The 23,336-nt window shown below is 45.5% G+C and carries 19 protein-coding genes; 7 read left to right on the top strand and 12 right to left on the bottom strand.

Annotation, left to right across the window (positions count from 1 at the left end):
• Positions 1 to 50: 50 nt before the first annotated feature.
• A complete protein-coding gene (pruA, locus tag LWP20_RS09700) occupies positions 51 to 1,685 on the bottom strand; it encodes an L-glutamate gamma-semialdehyde dehydrogenase (RefSeq protein ID WP_242927925.1) in 1,635 nt (544 codons plus the stop codon).
• A 357-nt stretch (positions 1,686 to 2,042) separates the two neighbouring features.
• Between pruA and LWP20_RS09695 the strand changes: the two genes are divergently transcribed.
• A complete protein-coding gene (locus tag LWP20_RS09695; protein WP_242927924.1) occupies positions 2,043 to 2,474 on the top strand; it encodes a hypothetical protein in 432 nt (143 codons plus the stop codon).
• A gap of 94 nt (positions 2,475 to 2,568) precedes the next feature.
• On the opposite strand, the gene LWP20_RS09690 is transcribed toward LWP20_RS09695, so the two are convergent.
• Together LWP20_RS09690 and LWP20_RS09685 are read right to left on the bottom strand one after the other, a co-directional pair.
• Positions 2,569 to 3,270, bottom strand: a complete 702-nt coding sequence (locus tag LWP20_RS09690; RefSeq protein WP_242927923.1) for a YjjG family noncanonical pyrimidine nucleotidase — start codon at positions 3,268 to 3,270, stop codon at positions 2,569 to 2,571.
• A 150-nt stretch (positions 3,271 to 3,420) separates the two neighbouring features.
• The gene (locus LWP20_RS09685) at positions 3,421 to 3,807 is read right to left on the bottom strand and encodes an ArsR/SmtB family transcription factor (protein WP_242927922.1); all 387 of its coding nucleotides are present in this window, start codon (positions 3,805 to 3,807) and stop codon (positions 3,421 to 3,423) included.
• Positions 3,808 to 3,881: 74 nt separating this feature from the next.
• On the opposite strand from LWP20_RS09685, the gene LWP20_RS09680 reads away from it, so the two are divergent.
• Together LWP20_RS09680 and LWP20_RS09675 are read left to right on the top strand one after the other, a co-directional pair.
• On the top strand, positions 3,882 to 4,553 hold the full coding sequence (locus tag LWP20_RS09680; RefSeq protein WP_242927921.1) for a carboxypeptidase-like regulatory domain-containing protein: 672 nt from the start codon (positions 3,882 to 3,884) through the stop codon (positions 4,551 to 4,553).
• Positions 4,554 to 4,836: 283 nt separating this feature from the next.
• Positions 4,837 to 6,183, top strand: coding sequence for an NAD(P)/FAD-dependent oxidoreductase (locus LWP20_RS09675; protein WP_242927920.1), 1,347 nt, complete (start codon positions 4,837 to 4,839; stop codon positions 6,181 to 6,183).
• Positions 6,184 to 6,272: 89 nt separating this feature from the next.
• Here LWP20_RS09675 and LWP20_RS09670 read toward each other — a convergent pair whose 3' ends face one another.
• Both LWP20_RS09670 and LWP20_RS09665 read right to left on the bottom strand, forming a co-directional pair.
• The gene (locus LWP20_RS09670; protein WP_242927919.1) at positions 6,273 to 8,606 is read right to left on the bottom strand and encodes a M1 family metallopeptidase; all 2,334 of its coding nucleotides are present in this window, start codon (positions 8,604 to 8,606) and stop codon (positions 6,273 to 6,275) included.
• Between the two features lie 50 nt (positions 8,607 to 8,656).
• Positions 8,657 to 9,250 (bottom strand): HupE/UreJ family protein, encoded by a 594-nt coding sequence (locus LWP20_RS09665; RefSeq protein ID WP_242927918.1) that lies wholly within the window; start codon positions 9,248 to 9,250, stop codon positions 8,657 to 8,659.
• Between the two features lie 497 nt (positions 9,251 to 9,747).
• On the opposite strand from LWP20_RS09665, the gene LWP20_RS09660 reads away from it, so the two are divergent.
• Together LWP20_RS09660 and LWP20_RS09655 are read left to right on the top strand one after the other, a co-directional pair.
• Positions 9,748 to 12,900: a T9SS-dependent M36 family metallopeptidase gene (locus LWP20_RS09660; protein WP_242927917.1), complete on the top strand. Its 3,153-nt coding sequence runs from the start codon at positions 9,748 to 9,750 to the stop codon at positions 12,898 to 12,900.
• A gap of 176 nt (positions 12,901 to 13,076) precedes the next feature.
• Positions 13,077 to 13,811, top strand: a complete 735-nt coding sequence (locus tag LWP20_RS09655; protein ID WP_242927916.1) for a YoaK family protein — start codon at positions 13,077 to 13,079, stop codon at positions 13,809 to 13,811.
• A 7-nt stretch (positions 13,812 to 13,818) separates the two neighbouring features.
• Here LWP20_RS09655 and LWP20_RS09650 read toward each other — a convergent pair whose 3' ends face one another.
• The 7 genes from LWP20_RS09650 to LWP20_RS09620 all read right to left on the bottom strand — a co-directional run bounded on the left by LWP20_RS09650 (position 13,819) and on the right by LWP20_RS09620 (position 21,590).
• Positions 13,819 to 14,682 (bottom strand): alpha/beta hydrolase, encoded by an 864-nt coding sequence (locus LWP20_RS09650; protein WP_242927915.1) that lies wholly within the window; start codon positions 14,680 to 14,682, stop codon positions 13,819 to 13,821.
• Between the two features lie 132 nt (positions 14,683 to 14,814).
• On the bottom strand, positions 14,815 to 15,369 hold the full coding sequence (locus LWP20_RS09645; RefSeq protein ID WP_242927914.1) for a hypothetical protein: 555 nt from the start codon (positions 15,367 to 15,369) through the stop codon (positions 14,815 to 14,817).
• Between the two features lie 44 nt (positions 15,370 to 15,413).
• A complete protein-coding gene (locus tag LWP20_RS09640) occupies positions 15,414 to 16,310 on the bottom strand; it encodes an ATP-grasp fold amidoligase family protein (RefSeq protein ID WP_242927913.1) in 897 nt (298 codons plus the stop codon).
• 186 nt (positions 16,311 to 16,496) lie between these two features.
• Positions 16,497 to 19,115, bottom strand: a complete 2,619-nt coding sequence (gene clpB, locus LWP20_RS09635; protein ID WP_242927912.1) for an ATP-dependent chaperone ClpB — start codon at positions 19,113 to 19,115, stop codon at positions 16,497 to 16,499.
• A gap of 262 nt (positions 19,116 to 19,377) precedes the next feature.
• Positions 19,378 to 19,992 carry a transposase gene (locus tag LWP20_RS09630; protein ID WP_242927911.1) on the bottom strand — a complete coding sequence of 205 codons (615 nt, stop codon included), beginning with the start codon at positions 19,990 to 19,992 and terminating at the stop codon, positions 19,378 to 19,380.
• 129 nt (positions 19,993 to 20,121) lie between these two features.
• A complete protein-coding gene (nfi, locus tag LWP20_RS09625) occupies positions 20,122 to 20,808 on the bottom strand; it encodes a deoxyribonuclease V (protein WP_242927910.1) in 687 nt (228 codons plus the stop codon).
• A 110-nt stretch (positions 20,809 to 20,918) separates the two neighbouring features.
• Positions 20,919 to 21,590, bottom strand: a complete 672-nt coding sequence (locus LWP20_RS09620; protein WP_242927909.1) for a hypothetical protein — start codon at positions 21,588 to 21,590, stop codon at positions 20,919 to 20,921.
• 131 nt (positions 21,591 to 21,721) lie between these two features.
• On the opposite strand from LWP20_RS09620, the gene LWP20_RS09615 reads away from it, so the two are divergent.
• Both LWP20_RS09615 and LWP20_RS09610 read left to right on the top strand, forming a co-directional pair.
• Positions 21,722 to 22,366 carry a dienelactone hydrolase family protein gene (locus tag LWP20_RS09615; protein WP_242927908.1) on the top strand — a complete coding sequence of 215 codons (645 nt, stop codon included), beginning with the start codon at positions 21,722 to 21,724 and terminating at the stop codon, positions 22,364 to 22,366.
• Positions 22,367 to 22,430: 64 nt separating this feature from the next.
• Positions 22,431 to 23,048, top strand: coding sequence for a phosphoribosyltransferase (locus tag LWP20_RS09610; RefSeq protein ID WP_242927907.1), 618 nt, complete (start codon positions 22,431 to 22,433; stop codon positions 23,046 to 23,048).
• Positions 23,049 to 23,336 lie beyond the last annotated feature (288 nt).

The raw sequence follows: 23,336 nt of genomic DNA, 5'->3' as shown, positions 1-23,336 counted from the left end.
CATGCTCTTTTCAGAACATGGCTCCAGGTATAGTTAAGGCTGTTTATACCTTATTTATTCTCGCCTAAGAAAGGGTAACGGTAATCTACCGGCGGCACAAATGTTTCTTTAATAGAACGCGCAGATACCCAACGCAACAGGTTCAGCATAGAGCCGGCCTTGTCGTTAGTACCCGAAGCACGCGCACCACCAAACGGCTGCTGACCAACCACGGCTCCTGTCGGCTTATCGTTGATGTAGAAGTTACCGGCAGCCTGATCTAATTTTTTAGTAGCAAGCTCAACGGCATAACGGTCCTGGCCAAAGATGGCACCAGTAAGCGCATACGGCGAAGTTGAGTTTACCAGCTCAAGCGTTTCTTCGAAATTGTTCTCGTTGTACACATAGATCGTGATAACAGGCCCGAAGATCTCCTCACACATGGTTATATACTGCGGGTTGTGCGCCAGCAATACGGTTGGCTCTATGAAATAACCTTTCGATTTGTCGTAACCGCCACCTGCAATGATCTCTACTTCGTTGCTATTCTTCGCATTGTCGATGTACTTGGCGATCTTGTCAAAAGACTTCTCGTCGATAACAGCATTGATATAATTAGTGAAATCTTCCGGAGCCCCCATCTTGAATGACTTTACATCTTCCAGGATATAGCCTTTTACTTCATCCCACAGGTTGCTAGGCACATAAGCACGCGAAGCAGCAGAACATTTCTGGCCCTGGTACTCGAATGCACCACGAACTATACCTGTAGCCAGCGCTTTGGCATGTGCAGAGCTATGGGCAAGTATAAAGTCTTTACCGCCAGTCTCACCTACAATGCGTGGGTAAGTTTTATACTTATGGATGTTGTTTCCTATCGTTTTCCAAATGTTCTGGAATACGCCTGTGCTGCCTGTAAAGTGAATACCGGCAAAATCTGAATGATTGAAAATAACATCACCAGCTGTAGGGCCATCTACATACACCAAGTTAATAACGCCATCCGGTAAACCAGCTTCACGGAAAATCTCCATGATCATTTGGGCTGCATAGATCTGTGTGTTGGCAGGCTTCCAAACCACTACGTTACCCATCATGGCTACAGAAGATGGCAGGTTACCGGCAATGGCTGTAAAGTTGAAAGGGGTTAAGGCAAACACGAAACCTTCCAGTGGGCGGTGCTCCATACGGTTCCAGATTCCTGGAGAAGATTCAGGCTGCATCTGGTAAATTTCGGTCATGTACTGCACATTAAAGCGCAGGAAGTCAATTAGCTCACACGCAGAATCGATCTCAGCCTGAAAAGCGTTTTTAGATTGCCCCAGCATAGTTGCAGCATTCAATCGTGCTCTCCAAGGGCCAGCCAGTAACTCAGCAGCTTTCAAGAAAATGCTTGCACGGTGCTCCCAGCCCATGTTCGCCCACATTTCGCGCGCGGCAAGAGCTGCGTTTATAGCTTGTTCCACGTGTGTCGCATCGCCTTCGCTGAAATGGCCCAGGATGTGCTGGTGGTCGTGTGGCTGCAGCATTGGCTTTTTGCTGTCAGTAAATACTTTGTCGCCGCCAATGTACATCGGTACATCAATCTCTTTCGACTTCAGTTCTTTATAAGTACGCTGCAGTTCTTCGCGCTCCGGCGAGCCCGGGGCATAAGACTTTACAGGTTCGTTTATCGGGGTTGGTACTTTAAAAAATCCGGTTGCCATTCGTTTATAGTTACAGATTTAAGATATACTTATGGTTAAGCAAACTGCCTGAGCAGTGGCCTTATTGCAAAGGTAAAGCTATTTCTTTAAAAAGTTTAATGCCCCTGGCTTTAAAGCCCGAAGGCCAAACTATAAGCCGGCATTTGCCAAAAAAACTGTGCAAGGCCACAGATCAAACCCTGGTTTTAAATTGCATCCGTTTCAGGCAATTATACTTGTTTACACTTTGCTTTAAGAAGTGTTTATACTTTTAAAATCAGCTTTATTGAATATTTCTGAAGCTCATGGATTATAATCTTTTTACACTGCCTGCCGTAAATACGGTGGTTTGAATGTAAAACCTTAAATCTGAAAGCTATGAAAAAGATGCATAAAATGATTGGTAAAGCGGCGTTAGTGATGGCTTTTGGTGCCTTCCTGACTACGGAGGCAAGTGCCCAGGCTACAGTGAAATCTAAAACAACTGTGAAAACGAACGTAGGTGTGATGCAGCAGGATACAACAAGTATAAAGCAGTGGGAGCAAAATCTGCTGGGTACTTATGCTGAAGTAAATACGATTTCGGCTCTTAACCTGCGCCAGGCTTACATTACCTTACTGGAGAATGCACGTGCCCAACAAAACACCTGGACAGACAAGGACTGGAATAAAGTACACGCCGTAATAAATAAGCTGGATGCCAGAAAAAATGCCCTCGAAAAACAGCTTGGTGCTGATGATAAAGCCAAAATAAAGCTGCTGCAGGGCGAGCTGAGAGCTCTTGAAACTAAAGGGGACGTAAAAGACTAAGTATAAAGTATAAACTCAACCAGGTTTATACTTATAAAAATCCCCCGGCAGCTCAGTTGCCGGGGGATTTTTGTTTTCGCCATACCTAAGCAGTTTATAGAATTTCGTAAAGCTCGCTCAGGCAGTTTATTTCATAGGTTGGTTTAGGGCGCAGCTTTGTTTTTGTTTTCTCCGGGTTAAAGAATACCTGGTCTATGCCGGCTGCACGGGCTCCTTCAACATCGCATTCCAGGTTGTCGCCTATCATCAGGCATTCTGCCGGGTTTACGTTGATGCGCTCCAGCGCGTGTTCAAAAATGCGCTTGTCCGGTTTTTTATGGCCGCAACACTCCGATGTAACTACCTCCCCGAAATACCCATGCAGGTTAGAAGCACTCATTTTAATATACTGAATATCCTTAAACCCATTGGTAATAATGTGCAGACCATACTTTGGTTGCAGGTAAGTAAGCAGGTCGTAAGTATGCGGGAATACGGCCGTTTTGGTAGGGCAGATATCGGTATAGGCTTCTGAAATTCCGGCCGGCACTTCGTGGGGTTCCAGGCCAAGCCCGGTCAGGGTTTTAACAAAGCGACTTTCGCGCAGCTCCTGCTGGTCTATTTTGCCTTTGTTGTACAGGTCCCAGAGCAGGTTGTTTACAAATTTATACTTGCGGTAAAAAGAATCGCAGTCAAATTTATTGTAGCTGGCCAGGCCAAACTGCTCATATAAAGTATAAAGTGTCTCTTCAGAGTTTTTTTCAAAATCCCAAAGCGTATGGTCAAGGTCAAAAAGTATGTGTGTGTATGTTTTCATGTATGATAGTTTGCGCTGTATTGCTAAACCTGAAACAGCGTCAGTTGTTTTAAAATTGCATGTGCAGGGTTATTTCGATTGAAGTATAATAATATGTTTGTGCAATATTTTGGTTTAATGTAAGTTAATAAGCAGCAGTTGAGGTTGTAGTCAGGGTGTAGTCCAGCGGCGGGTATGCAATCTGTTAGCTGCCAGTTCGCGGTTAGAAAACAATATCTGGTATACTTCCTGGTCTTTTAGCAATACGTTGTCGCGCTCCAGGTAACCGAATATCTGGTTTACAAGGTCGGCTGCTTCGTCTTTTAGCGAATAGTATACCCATTGGTCGAGTTTGCGTGGAGCTACCAGGCCGGCGGCACGTAGGTAAGCCAGGTGGCGCGAGGTCTTGGTCTGAGTAAAATCCAGCACCTGCTCAAGGTCCGAAATGCACATTTCTTTGTTGCGCAGAATCAGGTTAAGTATACGGATACGGGATTCGTCGGCCAGTGCCTTAAAAACCTGTTCGCCAAAAGAAAGACTAAAGTGTTTGAGCCTCATAGATGCAGTACCAACATAAACAAAATTAGGCAAAAGCTGCTATAATAAAATAATAACCAGTATAATTGTACTACATGAAGCTACTATTGCCACGCCATACTTTGCCCTCAAAAAATTACAAATGGTTATTGCTGCCGGTTCTGTTGCTGGCGTTTATACTTGCAGGTACACCTGGAAAAGCACTTGCGCAGGGGCATCAGCGGGTGGTGCAGCTATCGGGCTTTGTTACCTTCGGTGACAGCCTGTACGGCGTTAGCGGCGTGAGTGTATATGTGCCTAATACTACAAGAGGCATACAAACAAACCAGTACGGTTTTTTCTCGCTGCCCGTGCTTGCCGGCGATAGCGTAGTGTTTAGCGCCCTGGGCTACAAAAAGCAATACCTTATCATCCCTAAAAACTATAAGAGTAACGGGTACTCCATCATCATGCAAATGCAGGAAGAAGCGATAGAACTACCGGAGGTGGCAGTTTTTCCGTGGCCAACCGAGCGCGATTTTAAACAGGCTTTGCTAAATGTGAAACTACCCGACGAGGGCCGTGCTGTAGCCAACCGCAACCTGGACCCGGCCCTGCTGGAGGAGCTTTTCAGAACTACCCCCATGGATGGCGGCGCCAACTTTAAGGTATGGAACAAACAAAATGTGCAGCGCATAGAGCAAACCAAGATGTTCCCGACCATCAGTCCGTTTGCCATTCCTGCATTAATCAACATGATAAAGAACGGCGATTTCAAAAAGAAGTAAATACAGCACTTTATACTTTACAACATCAAAAGCCCGGCTCTGATTGTGCCGGGCTTTTGATGTTTTATACTTCAGGCAAAGTTTTCTAAAGTATAAGTATAAGTATAAGTATACGCTTGCAGGCATTTCAGCCACTGAGAAGCCATAAGCAACATAAAAGAAACCAACTAAGCACAGCTGCGTTATTCGGCATGAGAAATATATGCGTATACTGCTATAGTAGCCTGAGGCAAAACAAATACGTTTTTTCTGCCGGCTGCAAAAGCTCTAAACAGATGTACTTATGCTTGATATTGATAAGCTGTCGCTTAATATACCCGATACAAAAAAACCGCGAGTAGTTATAATTGGCGGAGGTTTTGGAGGCATTAACCTGGCTCAGAAACTGGAATGCAAAGATTTCCAGGTGGTGCTGCTGGACCGCCAGAACTACCATGGTTTCTGGCCACTTTTATACCAGGTTGCCACTGCCGGCCTCGAGCCGGATTCTATTGCAGAGCCGCTTCGTAAAATGTTCAGCAGCGATGAGTTTGAAGACTTCCATTTCAGGCTTGTAAAAGTTACGGGCGTTAACCCGGCTACTAAAACAGTTTCTACCATTATCGGCGAGCTCCATTACGATTACCTGGTTATCGCAACCGGTACAAAATCGAATTACTTTGGCAATGAGCAGGTGAAGAAAAACGCTTTCCCGCTGAAGCAGATTCCGCATGCGCTTAACCTGCGCAGCCAGCTGTTGCAATGCTTCGAGCAAGCCACCATGACCGCCGATCCGGTTTTACGCCAGAGCCTGCTTACGTTTGTTATTGTGGGTGGCGGCCCAACCGGTGTAGAAACGGCTGGCGCCCTTGCCGAAATGCGCAAACACATTCTGCCAAACGATTACCCTGGTGTGGACTTTACCAAAATGAAGATCTACCTGATTGAAGGTATGGACCGTGTGCTGCCACCTATGTCGCCGGAGTCGAGTGCAAAAACCTTGAAATACCTGCAGGACCTTGATGTTATAGTTAAGCTGAATACGCTCGTAGAGTCCTATGATGGTTATGTGGCAACTATAAAAGGAGGGGAGCAGATAAATGCACAAACACTGGTGTGGGCCGCAGGTGTGCAGGGCGCATTAATTGATGGCTTGCCGGCCGAATCGGTAGAGAGAGGTCGTATACTTGTAAATCCTTTTAACCAGGTGCTTGGCTTTGATGATATTTTTGCCATCGGCGATATTGCCTTCATGAAAACGGAGAAGTGGCCGAAAGGGCACCCGGGGGTAGCGCAGCCAGCCATCCAGCAAGGTCAGCTGCTTGCTAAAAACCTGAAGCGCCTGATTACCAACCAGAAGTTAGAGCCTTTTGAATATTTTGATAAAGGCTCGCTGGCCATTATTGGCCGTAACCGTGCCGTGGCCGATCTGCCGAAAAACATTCACCTGGGTGGATTCTTTGCCTGGCTAACATGGCTGTTTGTGCACATTATGTACCTGGTTGGTTTCCGTAATAAACTGGTGGTGCTCAGTAACTGGATATACAAATTCTTTACCTACGAGAATGGTACGCGCCTTATTATCAGGCCATTTGTCCGGAAAGGCGACCGGGTTAAACGGCAGTTCATTAACAAGTATGAAACCGAATAACAGCGTATTCTATACTTATAAAGTATAGCTAACAATAAAAAAAGCCTTCGGATTTTGGTCCGAAGGCTTTTTTGTTTACCAACTATAGCTTAGTTGCCCGAGTTGGTTGTGTTAGGGTTGTTGCTTGTGGTATCGCGCTGACGCTGCATGGGATTTTGCTGTTCGCGGTTGTTTTGTTTGAACAGCTCGAAGCGCGATGGAGCCAGGCGGCGAGGGAAAGCGTTGTTCGAAAGGTCGGTGTCAGCTGTTTGCAGGAACGGGTCCAGGGTGAAGCTTACTACAGGCTTTTCGGTTACAAATACTTTTGTTATCTGCTCGTTATTATAGCGCCAGATCTCGGCCGGAATGTTCACGATCTCGTCCGTGCCATCTTCAAACTCCATTCTTACAATTATCGGCATTACCAGGCCACCCAGGTTACTGAAACCAACTTCATAGAAGTTCAGGCCGGAATCAAGGGCTTTTTTCTGATCTTTTGAAAGCGTGTTATAGTATGTTTTATACTTTGCTCTGTCGGCATCAGTTGTAGCCAGCGGGTCGTAGTTGTTGTAGAAGTCCTTCAACTCGGGTTTCTGCTCTACCAGCGTTTTAGTTATACTTTGCAGGTTGCGCTGCTTCGATAATGTTTTAGGCTCTTTGTTCAGGGCTTCGCGGCGTTTGGCATTTTCGATGTCCGGGTTGCTCGAATCCACTGTATACCATTTCACATCATCCATTGAAATATCAGTGTGGTCGGTAGTATAGAACCAGCCTCTCCAGAACCAGTCAAGGTCTACGCCGGATGCATCTTCCATGGTACGGAAGAAATCAGCAGGCATCGGGTGTTTAAAAGCCCAACGGTTTGCATACTCTTTAAAGGCATAGTCAAATAACTCGCGGCCCATTACAGTTTCGCGCAGGATGTTAAGGGCAGTGGCAGGCTTGCCATACGCATTGTTGCCAAACTGAAGTACAGATTCGGAGTTTGTCATGATTGGCACCTGTGTATTTTTAGCGCCCTTCATGTAGCTTACAATTTTGCTAGGCTCACCGCGGCCAGACGGATAATCACGCTCCCATTCCTGCTCGGCAAGATATTGCATAAACGTGTTCAGGCCTTCGTCCATCCACGTCCACTGGCGCTCATCTGAGTTAATGATCATCGGGAAGAAGTTATGGCCTACTTCGTGTATAATTACAGATATCAAGCCATATTTGGTACGGTCTGAGTAGGTACCATCAGTTTCGGGGCGGTAACCATTAAAGGAAATCATCGGGTACTCCATGCCACCTACCGGGCCATGTACCGAAATTGCGATCGGGTAAGGGTAATCTATAGTATGCTTAGAGTATACACGTAACGTATGGCCTACTGCCTCGGTAGAGTACTTGCCCCACAGCGGGTTTGCCTCTTTCGGGTAATACGACATGGCCATTACGTTTTTGCCACCCACCTTCACATTCATGGCATCCCAGATAAACTTACGAGAGCTGGCCCAGGCAAAGTCGCGCACGTTTTTCGCAGCAAATACCCAGGTTTTCTTATCTTTCGCTTTGTTCTTTTCTGCTTTGGTGGCATCGTCCTGCGACACTATAACTACAGGTTTGTTAGCTTTAGAAGCCTCGTTCCAGCGTTTCTGTTGCGTCGAAGTAAGCACCTGGTTTGGATTCTGCAGCTCGCCGGTTGCACCAACTACGTGGTCGGCAGGTACGGTAAGGCTTACTTTATAATCGCCGAAAGGCAAAGCAAACTCGCCTGCTCCCAAAAACTGCTTGTGCTGCCAGCCATTTACATCATCATACACAGCCATACGCGGGAACCACTGCGCCATCTCGTACAGGTAGTTGCCATCTTCCGGAAAGAACTCGTAACCTGAGCGCCCGCCCAGTGTTTTCTGGTTGTTGATGTTATGGTTCCAGTCGATGCTGAAGGTAAAACTCTGCTTCGGTTTCAGGTCCGAAGGCAGGTCTATGCGCATCATAGTGTTGTTGATGGTATACTTCAGCGCTTTGCCGTTGCGGTCTTTTACTGTTTTAATTTTAAAGCCACCGTCAAATTCTTCACGCGTCAGGTACTCCACAGCTGTAAACGACATGCGCTGGTCCAGGGAGGCAGTGCGTGTCATGTTGGCCATCGACTTCGGCTCGAAAATGTTCTGGTCCAGCTGCACCCACAGGTAAGTAAGTACATCCGGTGAGTTGTTGGTATAAGTAATCGTTTCAGAACCTGTAATAGACTGTTTGTCGTCGTTCAGCTCTGCTTTAATAACATAATCAGCGCGTTGCTGCCAGTACTGGTGGCCGGGTGCACCCGATGCTGTGCGGTAAGTATTTGGCGTTGGCAATTCCTGGCCCAGTTGCCCGAACTTGGTATCCTGTGCCAGGGCTACCATCGGGCCTGCAAGCAGACCGAAAAATGCTAACCCGGTGAGAAGGTTTTTCATTAGTGGATTGTGATTTAGTTTAGTTTGTGTAAGGTGTCGGTGTTTGAACGCTAAAAGATATTAGTTTCCATGATCAAAATCAAGGCAATGCCGGCAGCAGCACTCGAAAGTACCATAATCCAGTCGCGTTTTTTTGCATTAAGCCCGTTGATGATCAGGAATCCGATGATCAGGAGTATACTTACTATCAGCAGTTGGCCCAGCTCTATTCCTACATTAAAAGATAGTAACTGCAGCCAGGTATCGCTGTTGCGGCCCAGCAACGACTTCAGGTAATTCGAAAACCCCATGCCATGTATAAGCCCGAATGCAATAGCCATCAGGTTATGCAACGACCAGATGACATGCTGCTTAGAGGCTGCGCCTTTCAGTTTAAAAAAGTTGGTAACACAAGTAATAAGTATAGTTACCGGTATCAGGAACTCTATCAGGGCAGTATCAAATCTGATGATGTTGAACGTGGAAAGCGCCAGCGTAATAGAGTGCCCAATGGTAAAACTTGTAACCAATGCCAGCACTTTTCGCCAGTCGCCTAAAGTGTAAATAGCGCTCAGGGCAAGTAAAAACAGCATGTGGTCGTAGGCCTTGAAATCAAATATATGATTAAAGCCCAGCTGCAGGTAAGTATAAAATACAGAAGACACAAAGTATAAAGTATAGGGTGATCGAAAAAGCTAAGATGCAATTTAAAGCTTTAATGTAAAACACCTTAAAGCTTAGCCAGAGTTTTCTGAAAACTATCAAGTACCATGAAGTATAAATTGCAATAAACAACTTTTATACTTGCCCCTTCTAAAATTGCACTATCCTTAAGGTATACTTTTTAGAATAATAATTTACGTATTAAAATATTGATAATCACTAGTTAAACATTGATTTGGGCTTTCCGGAAGAAACAGTACTTTAAAGGTTTATAAAGACTTTTCGGGTAAAATTTTTTTCGGATTTAACCATTGAATTAAAGCCATTTACCCTCTCATTAATAGCGTTCCCTTGTTTGCTACTCGGCTCAGGTGTGCAAGTGCTGGATGTGCCGGAGAAGTTTATAATATTCATATGTAAATATCTGGTTGTTAAACTCTTTGCCGGAAATTTTCAATTGCACTGTATTAAACTACTCACTAAACAAAAGGAACAAATTATGAAAAAACATTTATCGCACTTACTGCAGTTGTTATTAATAACTGTATTTCTGCTCAGCAGCAATGCTGCACTTAGCCAGGGAAAGGCTAGGCAAGAGAAAAAGCCTGTACCGGCAGCGGCGCTTGAGTATATTAAAAAGAATAAGCAGAAGCTGGAGCTGAAGGATGAAGACATTGCCGAGCTGGAGCTTAGCAGCGAGACCGAGAGCAAAAAGTCAGGTGTAAAACATGTATACCTGAAGCAAACCTACCAGGGTATCGAGATTTTCGGTGCCATCACCAATATGAGTATAAACAGGGAGGGCAAGGTAATTAACATGGGTAACCGCTTTCATAAAGAGATCGGGAAAAAAGTTAATACCAACCAGGCAGGCCTTAATGCCGAAGCCGCTGTAGCTGCTGCTGCAAAACATCTGAATACTTCTATCAGGCAACCACTTGTAGTAAAAGAAAAAACTGCAGGCAGAAACAAAGAAGTGTTGTTTTCTAACGGTGGTATCTCGCTTGAGCCTATACCTGCCAAACTTGTTTATCAGCCCATGGAAGATGGCAGTTTAAGACTGGCCTGGGAAGTATCTATTTACGAATTAGATGCCCAGAACTGGTGGAACATCAGGCTGGATGCTAATACAGGTGCAGTGTTGGATAAAGACAATATGGTGGTACAATGCCAGTTCGATAACGATGGCCCCGGCGGTAAATTCCTGCATAACGACCATAGTCATTCGCTGCTGTCGCCTTATGTGGCCAGCCCGAAAGCTGAGGCTGCAGCAGTTGAGGTAAGCAATGGCTACAATGTGTTTGCGATGCCGCTTGAGAGCCCGAACCACGGCCCGCGTTCTATTGTAAGCAATTCGGTAGCCAATGCCACAGCCTCGCCAAATGGGTGGCACTCAACCGGTGTTACCAATTATACTATAACCAGAGGCAATAATGTGTATGCCTACGAAGACCCTGATAATACAGGTTATATCGGCTTAGAACAGGACATGTATGGTTATAGCCCGGATGGCGGAAGCTCTCTCAGCTTTGATTACCCTGTTGATTTTACCCAGCAGCCGGTTGCCTATAGAGATGCAGCTATCACAAACCTGTTTTACTGGAATAATATTATACATGATGTATGGTACCAGTATGGCTTTGATGAAATGAGTGGTAATTTCCAGACAAGCAACTATGATAATGGTGGCCTGGGCGCAGACCACGTAATGGCAGAAGCGCAGGACAGCCGTAATATTCTGACCACACGTAATAATGCCAATTTTGCAACTCCTGTAGATGGCTTCAGGCCCCGCATGCAGATGTACCTATGGAGTGGTATACCAGATCCGGATATGTTCAGGGTTACATCACCAGGTTCTATTGCAGGAAGCTATCCTGCAGTTCAGGCAGCGTTTGGTCCAAGGCTTACTCCTGTCCCTGTTTCCGGAAAGCTTGTTTTGGTGGAGGGTATCGGGGGTGCATCTACTAACCCTGCCGAAGGTTGCGGTACGTTAACAAATGCAGCAGCTGTGGCCGGAAACATAGCGGTAGTATACAGAGGTGCCTGCGACTTTAGCACAAAAGTATACAATGCCCAGCTGGCAGGTGCTATTGCTGTGGTCGTGATCAATAACCAGCCCGGAGCTCCTATTGCAATGGGTGCCGGTGCCGTACCTGCAAACCTGATTCTGATTTCTTCTGTTATGGTTAGCGATGTTACAGGCGCAAGTATCAGAACACTGCTGAATAACGGCGAAGAAGTAATGGTCAGCTTAAAAGACGATGGATCAGGGCCGGAATTTGATGGTGATTTCGATAGCGGTATTATCGTGCACGAATATGGCCATGGTATCTCTAACAGGTTAACGGGTGGCCCCGCAACTACCAGCTGCCTGGGCAATGCTGAACAAGGTGGCGAAGGCTGGAGCGATTGGTTTGGCCTGATGATGACCATGAGACCAGGAGATACCCGCGATAAAATCAGAGGTATCGGTACATACGCATCGGCACAGCCAACTACAGGCAGAGGTATTCGCCCGGCTCCGTACAGCACAGATTTTGCAGTAAACAATTATACTTACGGCGCCACTAACAACACAGCGCTTGCTGCACCACATGGTGTTGGCTTTGTATGGGCCACAGCTCTTTGGGAAGTAACCTGGGACCTGATTGATAAGTATGGCTTTGACGCAGACCTGTACAATGGCAAAGGTGGTAACAACATGGCTATGCAACTGGTTATAGATGGCCTTAAAATGCAACCATGCAGACCCGGCTTTGTAGACGCCCGTAATGCCATATTGTTAGCTGACCGCCAGAATAACGAGGGTGCTAATCAGGAACTTATCTGGAAAGCGTTTGCCAGAAGAGGCTTAGGTTTTAGTGCATCGCAGGGGGCAAATACCAGCAGAACCGACCAGGTAGAGGCCTTTGATTTACCTTCTGCTTATGCCTGTACAACCCCGCTTACAGTTACTGCGGTGCAGTCTTCTTCAGTTTATACAGGTGGCATTGCTACAAATCTATACTTAGGGTATGGCCCTCAGAGTGTGATGCTGCAAGCAGGCGGCGATGCAACCAACGCATATAGCTGGAGCCCTGCAACAGGTTTAAGCGATGCAGCCATTGCTAACCCGGTATTTACACCAACTGCTGCCGGCACTTATACTTTCACGGTTACAGCCGAGAATGCCGATAATTGTATCAAGACTAAAACCATTACTATAAATGTGGTAGATGTGCGTTGCGGGCCTAAAAACAATAAAGTGCTGGTTTGCCACAGAGGAAAAGTACAGTGTATCGATACAAAAGACGTACAATCGCACCTGAGCCATGGTGATAAGCTTGGAGATTGCAATACAGTAAGCGCAACTGCTCTTGCTTCTGAGGTAGCAGCTGAAAAATTGCCATCTACTTCTATCACCAGTTATCCTAACCCATTCAGCGAGAGTACTAACCTGAGCTTTACTGTAAAAGAAAGTGGTTATACTTCCTTAAATGTTTATGACATTACGGGCCGTGTTGTAGCTACTCTGTTTGATGGCGATGCTACCCCTGGAGTTACCTATACCAAGGTGTTTAAGACAAATAAATTAAGCGGCGGCATTTACATTTACAGGCTCGTAAACGGGAAATCTGTTCAGTCAGGCTCTCTGATGGTTACGAAGTAAATAGAAATTGTAGGTTATATAAAAGAACCGGCCTGAAATGGGCCGGTTCTTTTGTTTTAATGCCGGTTAAGTATGAAATATTAAACCGGAGCCTTCAATAAACCCAGGCAAGTATAACAGCAGAATTTTTACATCTGATTATTATACTCAAGTATAGAAATTCGTAACTTTTGTTAATGTTACGACACACGGGCCATCGCAGAAATTTTAAGCACAATATCAGGTTGGCGGCACTGCTTTGCCTGACGGCAGGCTTTGTGAATATTGCCGGCCTGCTTGCCTTTGCTGTACTTACAACTAATGTTACAGGCCATATTGCTTATTTTGCCGATAGCCTCTCGCAGGCCGATTTCCGGCTGGCTCGCATTATTGGCCTCTGGATGTTTTTGTTTCTGTTAGGAGCTTTTGCATCGAGCTTTATCATAAACAGGGTAGGGCGCAACCAGACATTTGCTTATACTTTGCCTATTCTGATAGAGATTGGTGTGCTGAGTTTGAATGCCATTTATGGCAAACGATATAGTGGGAGTGTGCCGGAGCAGGAAATTTATGCTGGTAGCCTGCTTTTCGCGATGGGCCTTCAAAATGCCATGGTATCGATGATCTCAGGCTCGGTGGTACGTACTACTCACTTAACTGGTATTTTTACAGACCTGGGAATAGACCTGGCAGCTGCCACTTTGCCGGCTTCCGTGCACAAGCCCGGGCTTCAGCAAAGAATTACGCTCCGCCTGGTTATTATTTTCATGTTCCTGGCGGGTGCTGTAGCTGGTGGTTATTTGTACCCGCTGCTTTCGTACCACATATTCTTTATCCCGGCCGGCATCCTGGTTGTTGCCATGTTCTACGACATCTCCCGGGTGCATATTCTGAAAGCCCTCCGGCAGTTCCGGCACCGGATAGCTGCTTAAGTTAGGCTTAATTTAATGCAGTAGGTTTTTCTGCGGATGCTCTTACTTTACGGAAGAATAAAAGGTGATACTCCAGCGCATTTCCCCAATACCCCCAGGAGTGTGCTCCCGGGCGCTCTGTGTAATCGTGTGGTACTTTTTCGGCTACCAAACGGCGGTGCAGTTCGCGGTTGTCTTCAATTAAAAAATCGTCTACGCCGCAATCAATCATAAAACTTACACCACTTTGCTTTAGCTGCGGCACCATGTGCACGATAGAGTTTTCCTGAAAGCGTTCCTGATTTTCCTGTTTCGGGCCAAGTACGGCTTCTATACTTTTCAGGAGTTTAGCCCTATCGATGGCGGCAATGTTTACCGAGCCACTCATGCTTCCGGCTGCCAAGTATAGTTCCGGGTGCCGCGCAGCTAAGTATAAGGCGCCATGCCCGCCCATACTTAAGCCCGAAATAAAACGGCCGTTTTTTTCTTTGATGGTTTTATACTTCTTGTCAATATCAGTTACAAGCTCCTGTGTGATAAATGTTTCGTACTGGCTGGCTCTGTCTGTGGGGCTGTTAAAGTACCAGCTGCTGTAGCCACCATCGGGCGTTACAATAATAACCTGGTATTTATCAGCCATAGTTTTAAGCAGGTCTTTTTGCGGCGGTACCTTTAGCCAGTTACTGAAATTGCCGCTGTAGCCATGCAGCAAGTATAAAACCGGGTAAGGGCCGTTCTTTCTCTTTTTATAACCATCTGGTGTAACAATGCCTGCCTTTAAGGTTTTCTGCATGGCAGGGCTGTTAATGACAAGGGTATCTACTTTGGCAGCCTGTGTTGTAAGTATGGTTAAGCTGAAGAGCAGAAGTAAAGTATAAAGTTTCTTTTGCATGGTGCAGGTTAAAAATATAGCTGCTGCAAAGTATGGATTTTGCGGGAGTTGTTGAAGTACAAACTGGGGAAACAGATAAGAAAAAAGGTTTTTGTGTTGTAATGCTGATAAACCGTGCGAGCTGGTAGATATTTACTGCTCTGTTAAAGTATATTTCTTTAGTTCATCCCGGGCTAAACTATACACGTTTAGGTTACCATTTATATGAATGGTTTGTCTGCTGCTGCCTAGCAGTAAACCAATGCTTAGTCCCGGAATTACGCCAAGTACAGCGCCCAGCCTGGCTTTCTCTTCAGCAGAAAATTGAAAAATGCACCATGTTCCACTACCACAAACATCATCGCCTTGGGCATAGCCGATTAAAGCACCTGCTGCTACTCCGCCTGCTGCACCTAGTAATGTGGCATATGTCAGGCTGTTCCGTTTTCTGGATTTTATTTTTTCTATAACAGAAATTGGAATAAGTATAGGCGAGTACTGCGCGGCTACCCTGCCTCTAACCAGGAAAGATTTGTTTACAAACTGAACAGAAGAATCATTGGTTGCCAGAATCATACCTTTTAGTACCCGGCTGCTGTTGTTTAAGTATACCCAGTTATAGTATGTTGCTTTAGAAGAAGGTAAAGCCTGCGCATTTGTGCCAAAAGTTATACTTAGCAGCAAAAGCAGTACCAGCCAGGTTTTCATGAGATAGCAGTTCTCAGCTTATTGGTTAAGAAGTATAAATCAGGTTAAACCATATCTTTGCAATACTTATCCCAAAAACTTAAGAGCATCTTATCTGAGTTGGGTGTAAAGCCATTTCCTCTCCCCGGGGTTGGTGTAAACTCTCCGAATACTGCCCCTTTGTCTGTGGCATAAAAGTCTACCCTCACAAATATTTCATAAGCCTTGCTGAGTTTCTTTGCGGCACTTACCATTTCCTGCAGGCAAGCGGGCGGCTCCTGGTAAGGGGCTAACTCGTATACTCTTCCAATGTCATCTACCACGTTCCAATGCTCATCATAGCTGTTAGATAAACCGCCTTTTGCACTTGTTCTGTTTATAACTGTTATGGCAGCTATGTTACCGTTAAAGGCCCATATTTTATAATCTTTAGGAATTTTATACTCTCCCTGCTCGGACCTTAAAAACTCTTCAACCAGGAATTCCTGGTACGGGTTCTGATCCAGTGCTTCGGCCATAATTTCCTTAAGCTGCCGGTAAGTATAGGTCTGCTGATCCATGTGGTTGAAGTTCTTATCCATCAGGAATACAAGGCTACAGGAAAAACCGATAGTTGGCCTGATCACAAATTGCTCAGGGAGCTTTTCAAAATCCAGTTCGTGCAGGTTTCTGCCTTTCCAATATAATTTCGCGACTTTACAGCCATGCATTTGTGCAAAAAGGCGCGCATTATACTTGTTGCTGAGTTTGCGCTGCCAGTTCACTCCAGTTTTCCATGCCACTAGCGGCGATTCCGGTTGCATGGCTTTATTCCTGATCAGTTCTGCGTCAGGTGAGTTCCAAAAGATATTATGCCGCTTGTAAAGCCGCCTCGAAAATTCTCCGGTTCCTTTTACATCAAGGCCTGTGATTGATTTGCGCGTTGTCCGGATAATATTTTTTAAACTGCTGAAGCATAGCAAAGAAGTTAGTTTGATAATAGCAGACTGTTGATTGAATTGGAAAATACGAATTTATTATTGGTATAGTTTAATTAATTATATAAAATATTAAATTATATGATTGATGCTTATTAAAACAAAAAAGCGCCAGTCCAATTGGACTGACGCTCTCGTTTCAGCTATACTTTAAACTAATCTAATTTATACTTACCGCTCTGTCGGAATCTCCACATCAATGTTATTGAACCTGATCTTGCCATTTTCCAGCACAGCTTCCACTACAGAATCTTTGCTGATAGTGCCAGCCAGAATCTCTTTCGATAACTCATTCAGTACCTGGCGCTGCAGCACACGCTTCAGTGGTCGGGCGCCGAACTGCGGATCGTAACCCTGCTCACCCAGGTAATCCAGCACTTCGTCCGTAGCAATAAGCCTTATTCCGGCTTCGTCCAGGCGGTCCTGGATGTGGCGGAACTGGATGGTAACAATCTTGCGGATATCGCCACGGCTTAGCGGACGGAACATTACCAGCTCATCAATACGGTTCAGGAATTCTGGCCTTACCGATTTCTTCAGCAACTCGAATACTTCTTCTTTGGTGCGCTCAATCACCTCGTCGTGGTTATACTCATCCATCGTCTCAAAATTACTCTGGATAATGTGTGAACCGATGTTCGAAGTCATGATGATGATGGTGTTCTTAAAGTTCACCACACGGCCTTTGCTATCAGTCAGGCGTCCATCGTCGAGCACTTGCAACAAAATGTTAAACACATCCGGGTGCGCTTTTTCTATCTCATCCAGTAACACCACAGAGTATGGCTTACGGCGAACAGCTTCGGTTAACTGGCCACCTTCATCGTAACCCACGTAGCCCGGAGGCGCTCCGATCATACGGCTTACCGCATGGCGTTCCTGGTACTCACTCATATCTATTCGCACCATCGCGTTTTCGTCGTTGAACAGGTAATCGGCGAGCGCTTTGGCAAGTTCGGTTTTACCCACACCAGTTGTACCTAAAAAGATAAATGAACCAATCGGGCGTTTCGGGTCTTGCATACCGGCACGGCTTCTGCGCACCGCATCCGAAATAGCTTCAATAGCTTCTTCCTGACCAGCTACGCGTTTGCCCAGTTCTTCTTCCAGGTGCAGTAACTTCTCGCGGTCAGATTGCAGCATTTTACTTACTGGAACACCTGTCCATTTAGCAACTACTTCGGCTATGTCTTCAGAAGTAACTTCCTCTTTCAGCATCGGGTTTTCGCCCTGCATCTGGTGTACCTGCTCTTGTAGTTTCTTTAACTGCTCCTCCGCTTCCTGGATCTTACCATAACGCAGTTCAGCTACACGGCCATAGTCGCCGCTACGCTCAGCCTGTTCAGCTTCCAGTTTATAGTTCTCTATATTTTCTTTCTCTTTCTGAATGCCCTCGATGATCTGCTTTTCATTCTGCCACTTGGCTTTCAGGTCGTCGCGCTTCGTAGATAGTTCGGCAATCTCTTTCGAAAGTATAGTTTCCTTATCCTTATCATTTTCACGACGGATGGCTTCGCGCTCGATCTCCAGCTGCATAATGCGGCGCTGAATTTCATCCAGCTCCACCGGCAACGAGTCGATCTCAATACGCAGTTTTGCAGCCGCTTCGTCCATCAGGTCAATGGCTTTGTCTGGCAGGAAGCGGTCTGTAATGTAACGGCTCGATAACTCTACTGCAGCTATAATGGCATCGTCTTTAATGCGTACTCCGTGGTGCACTTCATACTTATCCTTAATACCACGAAGTATGGAAATGGCATCCTGCACACTTGGCTCATCCACCATCACCGCCTGGAAACGTCGCTCTAAAGCCTTGTCTTTCTCGATATACTTTTGATATTCTTTGAGGGTAGTGGCACCGATGGCATGAAGTTCGCCACGGGCCAAAGCTGGTTTTAACAGGTTGGCAGCATCCATGGCACTCTCGCCACCCGCACCCGCACCAATCAAAGTATGGATCTCATCGATGAAAAGTACGATATCGCCTTCAGCATCCACCACTTCTTTAATCACCGCTTTCAGACGCTCTTCGAACTCGCCTTTATACTTGGCACCTGCCACCAGTAAGCCCATGTCCAGGCTCATCAGGGTTTTATTTTTCAGGTTCTCCGGCACGTCGCCAGATACTATTCGCTGCGCCAGACCTTCTACAATCGCGGTTTTACCAACACCAGGTTCACCCAGCAGCACCGGGTTGTTCTTGGTGCGGCGGCTCAGGATCTGCAGTACTCTGCGGATCTCTTCATCGCGACCAATAACTGGGTCAATCTTACCGCTGCGAGCCATTTCATTCAGGTCGCGGGCATAACGCTTTAGTGAGTTATACTTGGCTTCGGCATTCTGGTCAGTTACCTTGGCACCACCACGAAGTTCTTTTATCGCTTTCTTAAGGTCTTTCTCATTAAAGCCAACATCCTTCATCAGACCCGCCACACGATCACGGCCAGCTAGAATACCCAGCAGCATATGCTCGATGGCCACATATTCATCGCCAAATTCTTTCAGGTAAGAAGTAGCTTTTTGTAGGGCTGCATTTGCATCGTTTGCCAGGTACGGACTGCCGCCACTAACTTTCGGGTAACCTGCTACAATCTCATCGAGTTTGGTATGCAGGATATTTCCGTTGATATTCAGTTTCTGGAGCAGGAAGTTGGTTACGTTCTCGTCTGTCTCCAGTATTGCTTTCAAAATGTGCCCGGTTTCGATAGCCTGTTGTTGAAAGCCGCCTGCTATCTCGGTCGCCTTTTGTATGGCTTCCTGGGCTTTGATGGTATAGTTATTAAAGTTCATATCGCTTCGCCTGTTTTCCTATAGTTTTAAATTCTACGAGACCTACAGCAAAGGGTAAACCATTGGTGTTTTATGGTGATTTTTATGTAATTATGGCAGGCTTTAATTAGGATTTTTATAGATAATCGGCCAAATTGTCTGAAAGTTTGCGATGACCTCACAGCGTCTTGCAGACCTGTGAGTGTCTTGTCCGTTACGAAACAGGCTACTTGCTCAGACACTCACAGGTTTGTTAAATACTGTGAGGTCTTGGGAGCTAGTACTATAAATCATCTTCTTCTATTAGTGGAGCTATACTACTGAAATCTGCTGCATTTTCTTCGTGAAACTTTCTATACCAGTCTCTACTGCTGAACCATTTTAGCACATCATCGCGGTGTAGCAATGTTTTGCTTTTTGATAAAATACTGTGATAAGATGAATATGGCCAGTCGCTAAAGTTATCAATCAAACCGTGGTGCTGGGGATTAAAGTGGATATAATAGATCAACCTTGTAAAGTATAGTTCTGAAGTTATTTCTTTACGTCTAAAACGTTCCTGAAACAAGCTACCTGTTCGGTTATACCTTTTATTGATTGCTTTGGTGTAAGCATTAAATAAATGTGAGAATTGGCGTTGTAGCTTATTCCTTATAATTTGAGTTGTGTCTTCTTTCTGCAAATCTATTTGTGCCTCAGGCTTAACCTGAATTAGAAAATGAATATGATTTGGGAGTAAGCAGTAAGCATAAGTGTTGGCATAAGGAGAAATGTACTTTCGGAAAAGCTGTAGAAAATGGAAATAATTTGCCTCGTCTTTAAATATACTCTCTTTGTTATTGCCCCGTGTGTAAACGTGGTAAAATTTATCCGGCTCTAAAAATACTGTTTGCTGCATGTTTGCCTATACGGAAACAGTTGCTCAAACGACCTCACAGTGTTTACAAACCTGTGAGTGTCTGAGCAAGTAGCCTGTTTCGTAACGGACAAGACACTCACAGGTCTGCAAGACGCTGTGAGGTCATCGCTACTTCACCTCACTCTTAAACACCGCTGCATAATGGTCTGCTAATCTTGTGGGTTCGGGAAGTTTATACTTGGTGGTGCAGGCCATGGCTATACTTGTGGCAGATTCCAGGTCCATGAGGTGGCCGGGGGAAACGAACACGGGCTTTACATTATCTTTGGTTCGGAGCACGTTGGCGATGATTTCGTCTTTATAAATTAATGGGGAAACAGAGCCTTTGGTAACAGCAGGTTCTTTATACTTACCTACCAGCACTTTTTTAGCTACGCCCATGGTGGGTTTGTTCAGGTGAAGACCCAAATGTGTGGCTATGCCTAACCGGCGCGGGTGCGAAATGCCATGGCCATCAACCATGATCAGGTCTGGTTTCTGTTGCAGTTTCTCGTAGGCTTTTAGCAGGTTGGGTGCTTCGCGGAAGGCCAGGAAACCGGGAATGTATGGTAACTCCACTGAACCGACATGCCATACTTTTTCCAGCACTTCAAGGTTTGGGTAGGAGAGAAGTATAAAAGCCGAAAGTATCTGGTCTTCGCCAATAAAAGAGGAATCACAGCCGGCAATCAGTTTCAGGTCAAAGTCGGGCTTCTGGATGATGATACGTTCCTGCATCTCGCGCTGCTGTTCGGTAAGTCGGGCAAGTATAGCCGGGTCTGGCGCAGGATAATCAAATCGTCGGTAGTAAGCCATAGTATAATTTTGAATGAGTGAATAACTGAATTTTGGATAAACCTTTCTTCAGTTTCACATCATACGCAGTTTGCATTCAATCATTCGAAATTCAGTTATTCAAAATTAACCTAAGCGCTGCAGGGGTAAATGAGTTTTGTGAACAGCAGGCGCCAGTGGCCATCTATATATCCGAAATGAAACTCGAATGAAGTAGCGGTGTGCAATACAGATTTCTGCACAAGTGGTAAGGTAGATTTTATACTTTCAATTTCAGCTTCTGAAAGGCTGGCGTAATCCCAGTAGCCGGTTTTTGGGAATTTGCCGGGGCCGGATACAAAACAGCCATCTTTCGAAAAGCCCGACGTTTTCTTGTCGTAATCCATATCAGCGCAGTCGAAGGTTGGCCATACTTCCTCCTTCAGATCACAGGCTTTTACCTCTTCACGCACTGTAAAAAAAGAGCGGTCCTGGTACTCGCGTTTAAAATCAGTGATGCTGGTAACGTGCGTCATCTTTGGTAAAGCGCCCGGTTGTTCAATTACCCACAAGCCATACTTCGGATGAATGAATTGGTTTATAGTTGCAGTATCAGCAGCTTGTAAGGCCGTAAAGAACTGTTTGAAACTAATAACAAAAGCCAGAGTATCGGGAGTCGCAGATTTCTGGCGCAAGGGTTCTTCCTGCACTGCCTCCAGCGAGTCTGTACTTTTATCAGGCTGAGTTTTATCTGTAATTTTAGTGTCTGTGTTACAGCTTGTTATAGTTAGCCAGAGCACACTGCACCACCAAAGTTTTTGCATAGTTATTAAACTTTATCAGGAGTACGTAAAGCGCTGAATTAGAGTCGTGAACGCATTAACTCTGCCATAGCGGGGGCGTACAAAATAGATAGGCCTTTTGTAACCAGACTGCACACTTAAACTATAAAACTATGGCAAACTATACTTTTAACGATACGGTACAAATTAATATACATAATGTCGCGCTAACCGGAGATCTGATTGTGCCGGAAGGTGCGAAAGGGTTGGTGGTTTTCTCGCATGGCAGTGGCAGCAGCCGGCTAAGTAAACGCAACCGGTTTGTGGCCGAACACCTGCAACAGGCTGGTTTTGCCACCTTGCTTTTCGACCTGCTTACGCCTGAAGAAGACCAGGACCCGGCAAAACGTTTTGATATACCGCTGATTACCCAACGCCTGGTAGATACCGCTTACTGGATACAGGAAAACCTGCTGATAAATGAGCTGAACATTGGCTTTTTTGGGGCCAGTACAGGAGCGGCGTCTGCATTGGGGGCTGCGGCTGCACTTGGCGATGATATTATAAAAGCTGTAGTAAGCCGTGGCGGAAGACCTGACCTGGCAGATGAAGTACTGCCCCAGGTAAAGGCGCCAACTTTGCTTATAGTTGGCGGCAACGACGAACCGGTTATCGGGATGAACCAACAAGCCTATGACAGGATGGAATGTGAAAAGGAAATGGAAATTGTGCCTGGTGCAACCCACCTCTTCGAAGAGCCCGGCACCCTGGAAAAAGTAGCTGAGTTAGCCACCGATTGGTTTAAAAAATACCTTTAACTATGGTTTGATTTGCTACAAGGTAACTACAGTTTATTTATCTTCTGAATCTTAACGCTTGTGTATGCACATGATTCGTAACCGCGAGGAAGGCGCCCTGCTGCTGGCCAACAGGCTGGAAAAGTATAAAGGTCAGGATGGCGTTGTGTTAGCCATACCGCGTGGCGGAGTTCCGATAGGTGCAATCATCGCTAAAAGTTTGGGAATGCCTTTAGAGGTTATACTTTCAAAAAAGATAGGCCATCCTTCCAATCCCGAGTTTGCCATTGGTTCGGTTAGCCTGGATAGCATGCAGATCAATGAGCAAATAAATGTACCGCAAGCGTATATTCAGGCCGAAACAGAGCGCATCCGTAAATTGCTCCGCGAAAAGTATAAGCTCTTTATGGGCAACCGCGCACCGCAGCCTCTGAAAGACCGCATAGTTATACTTGTGGATGACGGCATTGCCACAGGAAATACGCTGATCGCCACCATTAATCTTGTAAAAAAACAACAGCCCAAGAAGATAGTAGTAGCTGTGCCGGTTGCCCCGCCATCGGCAGTGGAGCATATTGGTGCTATGGTTGATGATATGATTTGCCTGCTCGCCCCACCAGATTTTTATGCCGTAGGCCAGTTTTACCAGGAATTTTACCAGGTCAGTGATGAAGAAGTGATTGACCTGCTGCAAAATCAATAAAGCACGAGAATAAGTATAAATTTCGGGGTAAGTATAATTGCTTAGGCTATTTCAGAGGATTTCTCTATACTTCCTGCAAGTATAAATTTCCCGTTTCTTGCCGGTTTCAGGCACAGTTGTCAGTCTTATACTTTTCTTCATCAGGTCAGCTATCACAGCTTGATGGTTTCAGGGTAAATTATAGGTGCTTAATTAACTTTTTACCTGCAGTAATTCTGAGCTGGTATATTGGCTGACCTTTATCAAAAAGTCTGTTATATTTGCTACCCGATCCAGCCGTTAGTTGCA

It is taken from the genome of Pontibacter vulgaris (assembly GCF_022758145.1).
GTDB classification, from domain to species: Bacteria; Bacteroidota; Bacteroidia; order Cytophagales; family Hymenobacteraceae; genus Pontibacter; species Pontibacter vulgaris.
Note: the sequence above shows the minus strand (reverse complement) of the source record. Positions and strands in the feature narration are given on the sequence as shown.